General features: G+C 72.7%; 12 protein-coding genes. 3 read left to right on the top strand and 9 right to left on the bottom strand.

The features are described 5' to 3' along the window. Window positions 1-19: 19 nt before the first annotated feature. From valS to AC3CF1_RS15025, 8 genes are all read right to left on the bottom strand, one after another. Complete coding sequence (valS, locus tag AC3CF1_RS15060) at window positions 20-2,641, bottom strand: valine--tRNA ligase (RefSeq protein ID WP_488450696.1); 2,622 nt, start codon at window positions 2,639-2,641, stop codon at window positions 20-22. Between the two features lie 95 nt (window positions 2,642-2,736). After that, window positions 2,737-4,617, bottom strand: a complete 1,881-nt coding sequence (locus tag AC3CF1_RS15055; RefSeq protein ID WP_488450695.1) for an ABC transporter ATP-binding protein — start codon at window positions 4,615-4,617, stop codon at window positions 2,737-2,739. Next, on the bottom strand, window positions 4,614-6,491 hold the full coding sequence (locus AC3CF1_RS15050) for an ABC transporter ATP-binding protein (RefSeq protein ID WP_488450694.1): 1,878 nt from the start codon (window positions 6,489-6,491) through the stop codon (window positions 4,614-4,616). Before AC3CF1_RS15050 ends, AC3CF1_RS15055 begins: the two co-directional genes overlap by 4 nt. Window positions 6,492-6,529: 38 nt before the next feature. After that, window positions 6,530-7,039, bottom strand: coding sequence for a methylated-DNA--[protein]-cysteine S-methyltransferase (locus AC3CF1_RS15045; protein ID WP_488450693.1), 510 nt, complete (start codon window positions 7,037-7,039; stop codon window positions 6,530-6,532). After that, complete coding sequence (locus AC3CF1_RS15040; RefSeq protein WP_488450692.1) at window positions 7,036-8,559, bottom strand: DNA-3-methyladenine glycosylase 2 family protein; 1,524 nt, start codon at window positions 8,557-8,559, stop codon at window positions 7,036-7,038. The genes AC3CF1_RS15045 and AC3CF1_RS15040 overlap by 4 nt, the downstream gene beginning before the upstream one ends. Before the next feature lie 71 nt (window positions 8,560-8,630). Next, window positions 8,631-10,055: an FAD-binding oxidoreductase gene (locus AC3CF1_RS15035; RefSeq protein ID WP_488450691.1), complete on the bottom strand. Its 1,425-nt coding sequence runs from the start codon at window positions 10,053-10,055 to the stop codon at window positions 8,631-8,633. A gap of 282 nt (window positions 10,056-10,337) precedes the next feature. Then, on the bottom strand, window positions 10,338-10,853 hold the full coding sequence (locus tag AC3CF1_RS15030; protein WP_488450690.1) for a hypothetical protein: 516 nt from the start codon (window positions 10,851-10,853) through the stop codon (window positions 10,338-10,340). Beyond that, window positions 10,850-11,359, bottom strand: a complete 510-nt coding sequence (locus AC3CF1_RS15025) for a SigE family RNA polymerase sigma factor (RefSeq protein WP_354982478.1) — start codon at window positions 11,357-11,359, stop codon at window positions 10,850-10,852. Before AC3CF1_RS15025 ends, AC3CF1_RS15030 begins: the two co-directional genes overlap by 4 nt. Before the next feature lie 139 nt (window positions 11,360-11,498). On the opposite strand from AC3CF1_RS15025, the gene AC3CF1_RS15020 reads away from it, so the two are divergent. The 3 genes from AC3CF1_RS15020 (at window position 11,499) to ychF (ending at window position 13,980) form a co-directional block, all read left to right on the top strand. After that, window positions 11,499-12,005, top strand: a complete 507-nt coding sequence (locus AC3CF1_RS15020; protein WP_488450689.1) for a hypothetical protein — start codon at window positions 11,499-11,501, stop codon at window positions 12,003-12,005. Window positions 12,006-12,065: 60 nt separating this feature from the next. After that, the gene (locus tag AC3CF1_RS15015) at window positions 12,066-12,800 is read left to right on the top strand and encodes a Type 1 glutamine amidotransferase-like domain-containing protein (protein WP_099848510.1); all 735 of its coding nucleotides are present in this window, start codon (window positions 12,066-12,068) and stop codon (window positions 12,798-12,800) included. Window positions 12,801-12,894: 94 nt separating this feature from the next. Beyond that, window positions 12,895-13,980 carry a redox-regulated ATPase YchF gene (gene ychF / locus AC3CF1_RS15010; protein ID WP_088950113.1) on the top strand — a complete coding sequence of 362 codons (1,086 nt, stop codon included), beginning with the start codon at window positions 12,895-12,897 and terminating at the stop codon, window positions 13,978-13,980. 137 nt (window positions 13,981-14,117) lie between these two features. On the opposite strand, the gene AC3CF1_RS15005 is transcribed toward ychF, so the two are convergent. Further along, window positions 14,118-14,249 carry a hypothetical protein gene (locus tag AC3CF1_RS15005; protein WP_488450688.1) on the bottom strand — a complete coding sequence of 44 codons (132 nt, stop codon included), beginning with the start codon at window positions 14,247-14,249 and terminating at the stop codon, window positions 14,118-14,120. Window positions 14,250-14,283: the final 34 nt, after the last annotated feature.

Below are 14,283 nucleotides of genomic sequence, written 5' to 3'. Positions count from 1 at the left end.
GGGCGGCGGCGGACACGGGTCAGAAGGCGCAGGCGATCACCAGCTCCGGGGTGCGGTCGGGGAGCAGGTCGAGCTTGCCGATCCGGCCGGCTGCCCGCAGGTCGTCGGCGACCAGGGTGAGCTGTTCCAGGAGCGCCGCCGGGCCGAGCGCCTCGGCCAGCGGCACCTCCGCCCTCATCGACAGCTTCCGCTCCGACTTGGCCCGCCGCACCTGGCTCAACGCGTCGCCGGCGAGGCGCAGCAGCGCCGGGTCACCCGACCCCTCGATCGTCCGGGCCACCTCGTAGGTGGTGGGCCACGGCGCACGGTGCACCGAGCCGTACCGCCACCACGACCAGACCTCCTCGGTCACGTACGGCAGGAACGGGGCGAACAGTCGCAGCTGCACCGACAGCGCCGAGGCCAGCGCCGCCCGCGCCGAGTCGGCCCCCGCACCGGTGCCGTAGGCGCGTTCCTTGACCAGCTCGATGTAGTCGTCGCAGAACCGCCAGAAGAACGCCTCGGTGGCCTGCAACGCCGCCGTGTGGTCGTACGAGTCGAAGGCGGTGCTGGCGGCGGTGACCACGGTGGCCAGCTCGGCGAGCATGGCCCGGTCCAGTGCAGCGGTGGCCGACAGCTCCAGGTCGCGGCGTGGCGTCAGACGCGCCGAGCTGGAGTTGTCGTACGGTGCGCGTAACGCGTCCGCCGCACCCAGCCCGAGCGCGAACTTGGACGCGTTGAGCAGCTTGGTTGCCAGTCGCCGGCCGATCTTGATCTGCGCCGGGTCGTAGGCCAGATCCATGCCGGGCTTGCCGCTGGCCGCCCAGTAGCGCACCGCGTCCGAGCCGTGCTGCTCCAACAGCGCCAGCGGGGTAACCACGTTGCCCTTGGACTTGGCCATCTTCTTGTGGTCCGGGTCGAGGATCCAGCCGGAGAGGACCGTGTCCCGCCAGGGCAGCACCCCGTGCTCGAAGTGCGAGCGAACCACTGTGTCGAAGAGCCAGGTCCGGATGATCTCCTGCCCCTGGGGGCGGAGGTCCATCGGGAAGACCGTGGCGAACAGGTCCGGTTCGGTCTCCCAGCCGCCGACGATCTGCGGGGTCAACGACGAGGTGGCCCAGGTGTCCAACACGTCCGGGTCGCCGATGAAGCCACCCGGACGGCCACGCTGCGACTCGTCGTAGCCGGGCGCCGGATCGCTGGATGGATCGACTGGCAGCGCGGACTCGTCCGGCGTGAGAGGGTGGGACCAGTCCGGCTCGCCAGTGTCGTCGAGCCGGTACCAGACCGGCACCGGCACCCCGAAGAAGCGCTGGCGACTGACCAGCCAGTCCCCGGTCAGGCCACCCACCCAGTTGTCGTAGCGGTGCTTCATGTGCCCCGGCACCCAGTGCAGCTCCTCGCCCCGGGCCAGCAGCGTCGCCCGCAGCTCGGCATCCCGGCCGCCGTTGCGCAGATACCACTGTCGAGTCGAGACGATCTCCAGTGGTCGGTCGCCGCGTTCGTAGAACTTGACCGGGTGGGTGATCGGGCGCGGCTCACCGATCAGGTCACCCGCGTCGGCCAGCATGCCGACGATCTCCCGGCGGGCGCCGTTGACGGTCTGCCCTGCCAGCGCGGCGTACGGCTGGGTCGGCACCCCGGCCGGCGGCTCGGGCAGCAGCCGGCCGTCCCGGCCGATCACCACCCGGGTGTCCAGTCGCAGCTCACGCCACCAGGTCACGTCGGTCAGGTCACCGAACGTGCAGACCATCGCGACGCCGGTGCCCTTGGCGGGGTCGGCGAGTGGGTGGGCATACACCGGCACCTCGACGGCGAACAACGCGCTGCGCACCGTGCCGCCCACCAGGTCGGCGTACCGCTCGTCGTCGGGGTGACAGACCAGCGCCACACAGGCCGGCAGCAGCTCGGGTCGGGTGGTGTCGATGAGCACCTCCCGCCCGTCGGGCGTGGCGAACCGCAGCCGGTGGTACGCGCCGGGACGCTCTCGGTCCTCCAACTCCGCCTGGGCGACCGCGGTGGCGAAGCCGACGTCCCAGAGCGTCGGTGCCTCCGACTGGTACGCCTCGCCCCGCAGCAGGTTGCGCACGAAAGCCCGCTGACTGGTGGCCCGGGCGACCCGGCCGATCGTCGTGTAGGTCAACGACCAGTCCACCGAGAGCCCGAGCCGCCGCCACAACGCCTCGAACACCTGCTCGTCGGTGACCGTCAGTCGTTCGCACAGCTCGATGAAGTTGCGTCGGGAGATCGGGGTGGGGTCACGGCGGGCCGCGTCGTCGACCGGGGCCGCCGGTGGCCGCCACACCGGGTCGTACGCCAGCGCCGGATCGCAGCGCACCCCGTACACGTTCTGCACGCGCCGCTCGGTGGGCAGGCCGTTGTCGTCCCAGCCCATCGGGTAGAAGACGGCCTTGCCGCGCATCCGCTGGTAGCGCGCGACGGTGTCGGTGTGCGTGTACGAGAAGACGTGCCCCATGTGCAACTCGCCCGATACGGTCGGCGGTGGGGTGTCGATGGCGTACACGTCCTTACGCTCCTTCTTCGAGCGGTCGAACGCGTACGTGCCCTCCTCCTGCCAGCGGCGTGCCCAGCTCTCCTCGAGCCCGTCCAGGGTCGGACGCTCGGGAACGCCGGCGCGGGCCGTCCTCGCCGTTTCGGTCATCATGCGATCGTAGGCACCTCGCGGGTGCCCGGCCACGTAGTTGCCGCCGAACACACCGGCGGGCAGACGGGCGGGCATCGACCGGGGACAGGCAGTCAGATCAGCGAGTCGCGCCACTGCCGGTGCAGGGCCGCGTACCGGCCGTCGGCCTCGGCCAGCACGGCGGGCGGGCCGTCCTCGACGACCTTGCCGTCGTCGAGGACCAGCACCCGGTCGGCGGTTTCCACAGTGGAGAGCCGGTGCGCGATCACCAGGGCGGTGCGGTCGCGCAGGATGGTGCCGAGGGCCCGCTGCACAAGCCGCTCGGTCGGCACGTCCAGCGACGACGTGGCCTCGTCCAGGATCAGCACTGCCGGGTCGGCCAGGAAGGCCCGGGCGAACGCGACCAGCTGCCGTTGCCCTGCGGAGAGTCGGCCGCCGCGCCGGTGCACCTGGGTGGCGTACCCGTCGGGCAGTGCCGCGATGAAGCTGTGCGCGCCGATCGCCCGCGCCGCGGCCTGGACCTCGGCGTCGTCCGCGCCCGGGCGACCGAACCGGATGTTCTCCGCGACGGTCCCACTGAACAGGTGGTTCTCCTGCGTCACCAGCACCACCGCCCGGCGCAGGTCGGCGTCGCGCACGTCGCGCAGGTCGACCCCGTCCAGCCGTACCGTGCCGGTGTCCGGGTCGTGGAACCGGGCGACCAGCTTGGCGATGGTCGACTTGCCCGCGCCGGTCGGCCCGATCAGCGCCACGGTCTGCCCGGCCGGCACGGTCAGCTCCAGCTCGGCGAGGATCGGGGTGTCCGGGCGGTAGCCGAAGGACACCGCCCGGAAGGTCAGCTCACCGCGACCGGGGCCGGTCGGCAGCGGGGTGGGTCGGGCCGGCTCGGCGACGGCCGGTCGTTCGTCGAGCACCCCGGCCAGCTTCTCCAGAGCCGCGGTGGCCGACTGGAGCGAGTTGTAGAACTGGCTCAGCTCCTGCATCGGCTCGAAGAAGCGGCGCAGGTAGAGCAGGAACGCGGCGAGCACTCCGACCTCGGTCTGCCCGCCGAGCACCCGCCAGCCGCCGTAGCAGAGCACCACCGCCACTGTGACGTTGCCGATCAGCTTGATCGCGGGCGAGTACGTGGCGATCAGCCGGAACGTGTGCAGGCTGGTGCGTCGGTAGTCGTCGCCGAGCGCCACGAAGATCCGTTGGTTGCGCGGCTCCCGGCGGAACGCCTGCACCGCACGGATGCCCCGCATCGACTCGACGAAGTGCACGATGACCAGCGCGACAGCGTCCCTGGTCCGCCGGTACGCGCTGGCCGAGGACCGGGCGAACCAGCGGGAGAGCCAGAACAGGAACGGGAAGGCGAGCAGCGTCACGGCGGCCAGCGGCAGGTCCAGCCAGAGCAGGATGGCGGCCACCGACAGGATGGACAGCCCGGCCAGCACCAGGCTGTCGATCCCGCCGTCGACCAGCTCGGCGATCGAGTCCAGGTCACTGGTGAGCCGGGAGACCATCCGGCCGGAGGTGTATCGCTCGTGGAAGCCCACCGACAGCCGCAGGAAGTGCCCGAACACCTGCTGCCGCAGGTCCAGCAGGACGGCCTGGCCGATGCGCGCGGAGAGGGTGAGGAACCCGCGACGGGCCGCGTACTCGGTCACCGAGGCCGCCGCGAACGCCCCGGCGACGGCGACCAGCGGGCCGGGGTCGCCGGCCCGCAGCGGCGGGATGGCCCGGTCGATGCCGATCATGACCAGGTACGGGCCGGCCATCGCTGCGGCGTTCTGGGCCAGCAGGAGGCCGACCGCGACGGCGAGTCGCCCCCGGTGCGGGCGGAGCAGGTCGGCCAGCAGGACCCGGCTGAGCCGGCGTAGCCGGGTTACCGCCTCGGGCGCGGTGTCCTCGGCCCGGCTCCGGTCGGCCTCCGGGTCGGTGGCGGTTCCGCGCCAGCGGGTGAGTTCGGGCTCCTCCTCGGGCGGTGGGTCGGCCTGCTTCGGGACGGTCACGAGTGCACCAGCCCCCAGCCGTCCGAAGCGGACGGGCTCGACCCGGTGGCTCCGGACGCCGGTGGGTGCCCGGCGGGCGGCTCGCCGGTCCTGGGTGGCGGTTCGGCGGCGAGCAGCGCCCGGTAGGAGGGCATTGTGGCGAGCAGCTCGGAGTGCCGGCCGATCGCGGTGATCCGGCCGTCCTGGAGCAACGCCACCCGGTCGGCCAGCGCGATCGTCGACGGCCGGTGCACGACCAACAGCGCGGTGCTGTCGCGCAGGATCCGACGCAGCGCCGCCTCGACCAGTGCCTCGGTGTGCACGTCGAGCGCGGACAGCGGGTCGTCCAACACCAGCACCGGCGGCCGGCCGAGCACGGCGCGCGCCAACGCGAGCCGCTGCCGTTGCCCGCCGGAGAGGGATAGCCCCTGCTCACCCACGCGGGTGGCCAACCCCCACGGCAGGTCGTACGCGAAGTCGGCCTGAGCCAGCGCGAGAGCGGCGCGTACGTCGTCGTCGCCGGCGTCCGGGTGACCCAGGGTGAGGTTCTCGCGGACCGACATGGAGAACAGCGTGGGTTCCTCGAACGCCACCCCGACCAGCCGGCGCAGCGAGGCCAGTCGCAGCTCGCGCAGGTCGTGCCCGTCCAGGGTGATCCGGCCGGCGGTGACGTCGTGCAGCCGGGGCACCAGGGACAGCAGGGTGCTCTTGCCGGAGCCGGTGGCCCCGACCAGGGCCAGCGTCTCACCCGGCTCGATGGTCAGGTCGATCTCGTGCAGCACCGGCGCGGTGGCACCCGGGTAGCTGAACGCGACGCGCTCGAAGCGGAGCCGCCCGTTGACCGCGTCGCGGGGGAGCGCGAGCGCGCCGGGGGAGTCCACGATCCGGGGTGGGGTGTCCAGCACCTCCTGGATCCGGTCGGCGGCGGTGGCGGCCTCCTGGCCGTTGGCGATGATCCAACCCAGCGACTGCACCGGCCAGATGAGCATCAGTTGGAGGCTGACGAACGCGACCAGCTCGCCGATGGTGAGCGCGCCTCTGGCGGCGGCGGCCGCCCCGGCCACCAGCACCACGCCCAGGGTCACGTTCGGCACCAGGTCGAGCAACGCCGAGGTGTTGGCCAGCAGCCGACCCTTGCCGACGCCCGTGTCGTGCAGCCTCCGGGCCCCACCGGCGAAGCGGGCGGCCAGTTCGGGCCCCCGGCCGTACGCCTTCATGGTGCGCAGGCCCTGCGCGGTCTCCTCGACCAGGGTCGCCACGTCGCCCTGCTGGTCCTGCATCCGTCGGGACGCGGCGTGGTAGTGCCGCCCGAACCGGCGACTGATCAGCAGCAGTGGCACCGCGCTGGCCGCCACCAGCACCCCGAGTGCCGCGTGCAGGTTGATCAGCAGCACCACCACGACCACGTAGGTGGTCAGGTTGAGCACCAGGAAGAACACGCCGAAGGAGAGGAACCGGCGGATCACCGACAGGTCGCTGGTGATCCGGGAGAGCAACTGCCCGGACTGCCAGCGGTCGTGGAAACTCGTAGGCAACCGTTGCAGGTGGGCGTAGACGTCGGCGCGCAGCGCCGCCTCCATGCCCACCGCCGAGGAGGACTGCACCCACCGGCGGATGAAGATGAGCACCGCCTCGGCCACGCCGAGCAGCAGCGCCAGGCCCCCGAGCTGGAGTAGCCCGGCAGGTTCGTGGCGGGCCACCGGCCCGTCCACCACCCGCTGCACGACCAGCGGTACGGCGATCCCGGCCGCCGTGCCGGCGAGCCCCGCGAGGAGCAACCAGGCGAACTCGGCCGCGTACGGGCGCAGGTAGGGGCGCAGCCGCCAGAGGTTGTGCACGGGGTGGCTGCCCGCGGCGACCCGGGCGGCCGGGTCGCCGTCGCTCTCCACAGGCACTACCAGACGGTAGCGTCTAACAGGTGTCGATGCCTCTGTCAGCTTGCTGTCAAGCGCCGCTCATGACCGAGAAGCCACTTCTTCACGTCCAGCCCCCAGCGGTAACCGCCGAGCGTCCCGTCGGTGCGGAGCACCCGGTGGCAGGGCACGAACAGTGCCGCCGCGTTCCGGGCGCAGGCTGCGGCGGCGGCCCGCACCGCCGGTGGCCGGCCGGCCAGTGCCGCGTACCCGGTGTAGGTGACCGGGATGCCCGGCGGCACCTCACGCAGCACCTGCCAGGCATGCGCCATGAACTCGCCGCCGGTGAGCTGACGGACCGGCACCGTGTCGATGGCGGCGAGGTCGCCGTCCAGGTAGGACCGGACTGCCGTGCTCACCGGGCCGAGGTCGGCCAGCTGTCGCAGTGGCGCCCGCAGGGTGGGGTGGACCAGGGGCAGCAGCGCCGCCGGGTCCGGGGTGAAGCCGGCCGCCCGTACGTCGCCGTCCGGGCCGATGAGGATGCTCAGCGGGCCGGTCGGTGTGCTCAGGACGGTGCTGTCGATGCTCATGCCGCTCTCCAGAGTCTGATCGTGGCGTAGGACCGCCAGGGACGCCAACGGTCGGCGTACCCGTCGAGGGTTTGTTGGGTGTCGGGCAGGCCGAGCGCGGCGGCGCCGCGCCGGACCGCGAGGTCGGTGCTGAGCAGGATGTCGGGGTCGCCGAAGGCGCGCATGGCCAGGTAGTTGGCGGTCCACGGGCCGATGCCGGGCAGGGCGAGAAGCCGCCGCACGGCTTCCTCCCGATCCACCCCAGGCGCCAGGTCGACCGTCCCGTCGGTGACGGCCCGCGCCAGCCCTCGCAACGTCTCCCGCCGCCCCACCGGCATCCCGAACCCGGAGTCCGGCACGCGCAGCAGCTCGTCCGCGCTCAAAAACCCCCGCAGCCCGCCCGCCCCACCAACCCCCGCCCTCCGCAGCCCGCCCTCGCCCGATTGATCATGAAGTTGTGGTCCCGACACGCCGATGTCGGTGGCAGTAACTTCATGATCAACGGGGTCATGGGCGGCCAGGAGGCGGGTCAGGGTTTTTTGGGCCGCGGTTACCGAGATCTGTTGGCCGATGACGGCGCGGACGGCCATTTCGAAGCCGTCCACCGCGCGGGGCACCCGAATGCCGGGCTCGGCGGCGACCGACGGCGCCAGCGCCGGGTCCGCCGCGAGCGTGCCGTCGATCGCCACCGGGTCCGCGTCCAGGTCGAGCAGCCGGCGACAGCGGGCCACAGCGGGTGCCAGGTCGCGCAGGTCGGTCAGCCGCAGCGTCGCCGCCACGTGCCCGTCCGCCGGGGTCAGCGCCACCTCGCCGGTGCCGTGTGGCAACCGCAGACCCCGGTGGTACGTCCCGTCGCGAACCTCCTCCACGCCGGGCAACGCCCGCACCGTGAGGAAGTCCAGCAGCGCCCGGGCGTGCAGTGGCGGGCGGTACGCCAGCCGGAGCGCGATGGTCCCCGCCCCGACCGCCGCCTGCTGGCGACCACGGGCCGCGCGCAGGTCGGACGGGGCGCTCGCGTACACCTCGCGGAGCGTGTCGTTGAACTGCCGCACGCTGCCGAAGCCTGCGGCGAACGCGATCTCGGCCATCCCGAGGTCGGTCGTCTCGATCAGGATCCGGGCGGTCTGTGCCCGCTGCGCCCGGGCCAGCGCCAGCGGCCCGGCACCCATCTCGGCGCTCAGCATCCGGTGCAGGTGCCGTTCGGTGTAGCCCAGACGGGAGGCCAACCCCGGTACGCCGTCCCGGTCGATCACCCCGTCCGCGATCAACCGCATCGCCCGGCCGACCACGTCGGCGCGGATGTCCCACTGCGGCGAGCCGGGCGCGGCGTCGGGCCGGCAGCGGCGACAGGCGCGCAGCCCGGCGCCCTGCGCCGCGGCGGCGGACGGGAAGAACCGGACGTTCTTCCGCTTCGGCGTGATCGCCGGACAGGACGGCCGGCAGTAGATGCCGGTGGACGTCACGCCGGTGTAGAACCAGCCGTCGAACCGCTGGTCACGGCTGTCCACAGCCCGGTAACACCGCTCGAAGTCCATCTCCATGTCACCGATGATGCCCCGCTCGGTGCGTCGTCGGCTGGCGGGAATCGGACCTCGGCGTGCGCCCGACGTGGTCAGCGGCGACGCCGGTGAGGCTGGCCGGACCGGCCGGACTGCCCGGCGCGGCTGGGCTGGCCGGAGCGGGCCGGCTGGCCTGCGCGGGTGGACTGGCCGGACCGGTTGGGCTGGCCGGTCAGCAGGGCCGACCGGAACACGCCGTCCGGGTCGTAGCGCTTCCACAGCCGCCGCACCCGGGCCCCGGTCTCGCCCGGGTAGATCCGGGCGAACGCGGTCGGGTCAGGTCGGCTCTCGAAGTTGACGTACGCGCCGTCGGCGCGGGCACCGACGGCCCGCCAGGCCGCGTCCAACGCCCCGGCACCCTGCGGCGGGAAAACCGAGGCGACCACCATCGTGTTCTGGTGGCGATGGGAGTACGCGGTCGCGTCGGGCGCGACGTCGTTGACCGCCCCACCCAACGAGCGGAGTTGGACCACCGCCCGCCCCGGCCCGGTCACCGCGCGCGTCACGGCCCGCGCGCCGGCGTCGTCCAGCCCGGTGAACAGACCGTTGGTGGTCGTGCCCCGCTGCTGCCCGACGTTCGGGTGCAGGTGCGCCGTCGGCACCAGCGTCGGGTAGGGCAGCAGGTCGGTCCGGTGTTCGAGCACCTTGCCGATGGCGAGCAGTGGCTCCACCGCCGGTCGGGCCCGGCGCAGGCTCTCGGCGGCCACCACGGCGGTGATGGACATGAGGACCGAGCGGCCCTCGGCGTACACCACGGCGGCTGCGGACAGCTCCCGTGGCGCCTGCGCGAGGTAACTCGTCCACTCCCGGATGGTGCGACCGTCCGGGTGCGCCTCGACGACCAGCTGCGCCACGCCGACGTTGCGCTGCTCGGCCGCCTCGATCTCGAAGGCCACCACGATCCCCGCGCCTGCTCCGGCGCCCCGGACCAGCCAGAACAGCTCCGGCTCGTGCGCGGCGTCGGCACGCACCAGCGTCCCGTCGGCGAGCACCACCTCGACCGCGCGGACGCGGTCGATGGTGAGGCCGTGGGCACGGACCAGCCACCCCACACCGCCGCCGGTGGCCAGGCCGCCGACGCCCACGCCGCCGTGGTCACCCGAGCTGACCACCAGGCCGTACGGGGCCAGCGCCTTCGCGACGTTCGCCCAGCGGGCACCGGCCTCAATCCGAACCAGCCCGGCCCGCTCGTTGAGGACCTGCACCCGGTTGAGCATGGACAGGTCGATGACCACGCCACCGTTGTTGGACGACGCCCCGGAGAAGCCGTGCCCGCCGCTGCGGACGGCGATGGGCAGCCGCTGTTCCCGCGCGTACCGGAGCGCGTCGACCACCTGCGCGGTCGTCTTCGGCAGCAGGACGGCGGCCGGCGACGCCGACGTGGTGTACGTCGAGCGCAGTTGCGCGTACCGGCGGTCGCCGGGCGTGACGATCTGCCCCCGGAGGGAGTCGGGCACCCGGGCCATGGCGGTGGTCATCGCTGCCCCTGAGCCGCTCGGCCGTCGTGGTCGGTCATGGCCCCAGGATGAGCGGGCATGCCGGCCTCGACAAACTCGGTGGACCGATGCGTCGTGTTCGCCGGCACGCGCGGCGCTCGCCGGTACGGGGAGCGCCGCGCGATGGTGACCGGGATCTCCGACCGACTCCCTGCCCTGCGGCTGACGGAAGTCAATTGCGTCGTGGCACCGCCGGGGCAGGAGATGACCGTGGGGCGGCCGGTCAGGCCGGTGCCGGGACGCCGCCGGCCTGACCGGTCCTGCTCATCTGGACGGGGTCGGACTGACAGTGGGCCGGCCCGGCACGCCGGGCGGGCCTCCCGGAACCGGCGTGACAGTGGGCCGGCCCGGCACGCCGGGCGCGCCTCCCGGAACCGGCGTGACCGTCGGTCGGCCCGGTACGCCGGGTGCGCCCCCCGGAACCGGGGTGACGGTGGGTCGGCCCGGTACGCCGGGCGGGCTCGGCACCGCTGTGGGGTCGGCGGGGCTTGGTGTGACGATCGGCACGCCGGGCGGTGGCCCGGACGGGACGGGGACGGCTGCCGGACCCGCCGGGCTCGGCACGGTTGGCGGAGGCCCGTCCGAGCCGCTCGCGGCCAGGGCGATCGGCGTCGCGATCAGGATCGCCGCGAGCGTGCCCACCGCCCCCATCGTCACCGTGGCGCGGCGTCTGTTGCGAACCCGCCGTTCCGCTCGGTTCAACTGGTTATGCACGATCGGTGCCTCCTCGGCCAGGTCGGTGAGGGTGGAGCGGATGAGGCTCTCGAAGGGATCGATCATCGCCGTACCTCCAGCAACTCGATCTCCGGCAGCAGGTCGCGCAGGCGCTTGACCGCCCGGTGCGTACGGCTGCGGACGGTGCCCACCGAGCAGCCGAGCAGCTCGGCCACCCGGGCTTCGGGCAGGTCCTCGTAGTAGCGCAGGACCACCACCGTCCGCTGCGCCGGTGGCAGGTGGCGCAGCGCGGCACGCATCGCCAGCCGTACGTCGGAGCCACCGCTCGGGTCGGCGCCAACGGGCTCGTCGGCCGGGTTGAGCGGCGTCTCCCGCCGTCGGCGAAGTCGCCGCCACCAGCTGATCTGCTCGCGGTACATCACCACGCGGAGATACCCCTCGGGATCGGCGTGCCGGATGGTCTTCCACTTCGGGATGGTTCGCGCCAACGCCGACTGGAACAGGTCCTCGGCGGCGTTGCGGTCCCCGGTCAGCAGGTACGCGACCCGCATCAGCGCCGGTGTCCGGCTGCCGACGAACTCGGCCAGCCGAGCGCGTTCGTCCTCGTCCACCCACCACCCCCGTTTCGTTGTCACCCATACAGACGCCCCAGGTCATCGTCGCTATCCGCGATCCGGGGTGTTTTTCGGTCCGGAAGTGTCGGTCGTGACGGGTACCGTCCGGCAACCAACTGAAGAAGGGGTGCGGGACATGACGAGCGTGGCGGGTTGGGCGGCGGCGTCGACACCGGGCGCGTTCCCGGCGCTGCCCCGCGCGGTGGCGCAGTCCTTCTACCGGCGGATGCGGGCCGTCGCACCGGCCGCCGTCGGCGCCATCGAACGGGACCGGGCGGCCGACCCCGAGCAGGCCTTCTCCGACACCGCCTGCGGCCGGTTGGTCGGCTCACTCGACGACGCGGGCCTGCGGGCACTCGGGATGTGGACCCACCACTGGTGCATGCGCTTCTACGACGACGACACCCGCGTCGGCCGGCGGTTGGTGCGCGAGATCGCCGCGCGAGCCGGCTTGGGCTGGACGGCCGACGAGGTGCGCTGGATGCTGCGCGAGTCGTTCTCGGCAGGCCCGGCCGCAGCCGACCGGTTCACCCTGCCCCGCGCGGCCGCGGCGCAACTGCCCCCGGCCGACCGGCCGCCCGAGGCCCACTGGCCCGAGGTCGAGGTGCCCCGCCAGCGCGGCGGCCGGCACGCGGGCGGGTAACCGGCCGCCTCGTGGCTGCGGCAGGATGGACGCCGCACCGCCCCGACGGAAGGACGCCCGATGCCCGCCAGCGAACCGACCATCATCGCCACCAGCATGGGCTTCTCCCGGGGCGACCGAGGGCCGTACGACATGCGCCCCAGCCCGGTCTTCGAGCTGGCGGCGGAGCTCGCCGAGGCTGGTCCGCAGCCACGCATCTGCTACCTCGGGCAGGCCGTCGGTGACCAGCCCACCTCGCTGACCGCCGTCTACGGCGCGTTCGCCGACACCCGGTTCCGGCTGTCGCACCTCGCCCTCTTCCCCATGCCGAACGTCGAGGACGTCCGCGCCCACCTGCTCGCCCAGGACGTGATCTGGGTCGGTGGTGGCAGCGTGGCCAACCTGGTCGCCGTCTGGCGGGTGCACGGGCTCGACGACATCCTGCACGAGTGCTGGCAGGCCGGTGTGGTGCTGGCCGGTGTCTCCGCCGGCTCGATCTGCTGGCACGTCGGCGGTGCCACCGACAGCTTCGGTCCCCGACTGCGCGGCTTCACCGAGGGGTTGGCCTGGTTGCCGTACGGCAACGGCGTGCACTATGACAGCGAGGGCCAGCGCCGCCCGCTGATGCACGAGCTGGTGGGCAGCGGGACGCTCCCGACCAGCCACTGCACGGACGACGGGGTCGGTCTGGTCTACCGGGGCATCCGCCTGGTCGAGGCAATCGCGGACCGCGAGGGTGTCTCGGCGTACGAGGTCAGCCGTGGCGCGGACGGCAGCGTCCGCGAGGCGGTCATCGCCCCACGCCTGCTCGGCTGACGACCGGTCGGCGCCGCCCTCCGCCGGGGGTCGTGCCGCCGGAAACCGAGCCGCCTGGACCGGCCCGGTCGGCACCCGCGTAAGCTGGCCGGTCGTGAGTCTTTCCATCGGCATCGTCGGCCTGCCCAACGTCGGCAAGAGCACGCTTTTCAACGCGTTGACCAAGAACGACGTGCTGGCGGCGAACTACCCGTTCGCCACCATCGAGCCCAACGTCGGCGTGGTCGGGCTGCCCGACGAGCGGCTGGGCAAGCTGGCCGAGATCTTCTCCTCGCAGAAGGTGCTGCCGGCCCCGGTGTCGTTCGTCGACATCGCCGGCCTGGTCCGCGGCGCCTCCAAGGGGCAGGGCCGGGGCAACGCCTTCCTGGCCAACATCCGGGACGCCTCGGCGATCTGCCAGGTCGTGCGGGCCTTCTCCGACCCGAACGTGGTGCACGTCGACGGCAAGATCTCCCCGGCCGACGACATCGAGACGATCAACACCGAGCTGATCCTCGCCGACCTGCAGACCCTGGACAAGGCGCTGCCCCGTTTGGAGAAGGAAGCCAAGCTCCGCAAGGACCGGGCCGCCGCGGTCGCCGCCGCGAAGGCCGCGATCGAGGTGCTCGACGGCGGCACCACCCTCTACTCCGGGGCCGCCGCCGCCAAGATCGAGCTGGAGCACCTGCGCGAGCTGCACCTGCTCACCACCAAGCCCTTCCTGTACGTCTTCAACGTCGACGAGGCCGAACTGGCCAACGAGTCGTTCCTCGACGAGCTGCGCGCCCTGGTCGCCCCCGCCGAGGCGGTCTTCATGGACGCCAAGATCGAGTCTGAGCTGGTGGACCTGCCCGAGGATGAGGCCCGCGAGCTGCTGGAGTCGATCGGGCAGAACGAGCCCGGCCTCAACCAGCTCGTCCGGGTCGGCTTCCGCACGCTCGGCCTCCAGACGTACCTCACGGCCGGCCCCAAGGAAGCGCGCGCCTGGACCGTCCCGGTCGGCGCCACCGCGCCGGAGGCCGCGGGTGTCATCCACAGCGACTTCCAGCGCGGCTTCATCAAGGCCGAGGTCGTCTCGTACAACGACCTGGTTGAGTACGGTTCCATGGCGGCGGCCAAGGCGGCGGGCAAGGTCCGCATCGAGGGCAAGGAGTACGTCATGCAGGACGGCGACGTGGTGGAGTTCCGCTTCAACGTCTGAATCCGACCCCGTCGCCGCAGGTCAGGGTGTTGGTGCCTCGCCCGGGGGCACACCGGGGGCACAACCCCACGCCTCGTCGACGGCCCGGCGGGTGCGCTCCTCCGAGTCCGGCATCAGGTGACCGTAGGTCGACAGGACTAGCGTCGCGTTCTCGTGCCCAACCGTTCGGCCACGGTGATGACCGACTCGCCCTGCATCAGCAGGACCGAGGCGTAGTGGTGGCGTAGGTCGTGGCTCGTGATGTTCTCCGGCAGGCACGCCTTTCGCACGGCCGCACCAATAGATGAGCGTGCCGTAGTAGTC

Source organism: Micromonospora sp. MGP-C2 (assembly GCF_057766525.1).
The sequence above is the reverse complement of the archived record's forward strand: the minus strand, read 5'-3'. Positions and strand labels throughout refer to the sequence as shown.

Coding starts and splice junctions, on each gene's coding strand:
- AC3CF1_RS15035 (WP_488450691.1), bottom strand. CDS start 10,055: ATGACCACCGCCATGGCCCGGGTGCCCGACTCCCTCCGGGGGCAGATC.
- AC3CF1_RS15020 (WP_488450689.1), top strand. CDS start 11,499: ATGACGAGCGTGGCGGGTTGGGCGGCGGCGTCGACACCGGGCGCGTTC.
- AC3CF1_RS15045 (WP_488450693.1), bottom strand. CDS start 7,039: ATGAGCATCGACAGCACCGTCCTGAGCACACCGACCGGCCCGCTGAGC.
- AC3CF1_RS15040 (WP_488450692.1), bottom strand. CDS start 8,559: ATGGAGATGGACTTCGAGCGGTGTTACCGGGCTGTGGACAGCCGTGAC.
- AC3CF1_RS15015 (WP_099848510.1), top strand. CDS start 12,066: ATGCCCGCCAGCGAACCGACCATCATCGCCACCAGCATGGGCTTCTCC.
- AC3CF1_RS15030 (WP_488450690.1), bottom strand. CDS start 10,853: ATGATCGATCCCTTCGAGAGCCTCATCCGCTCCACCCTCACCGACCTG.
- valS (WP_488450696.1), bottom strand. CDS start 2,641: ATGACCGAAACGGCGAGGACGGCCCGCGCCGGCGTTCCCGAGCGTCCG.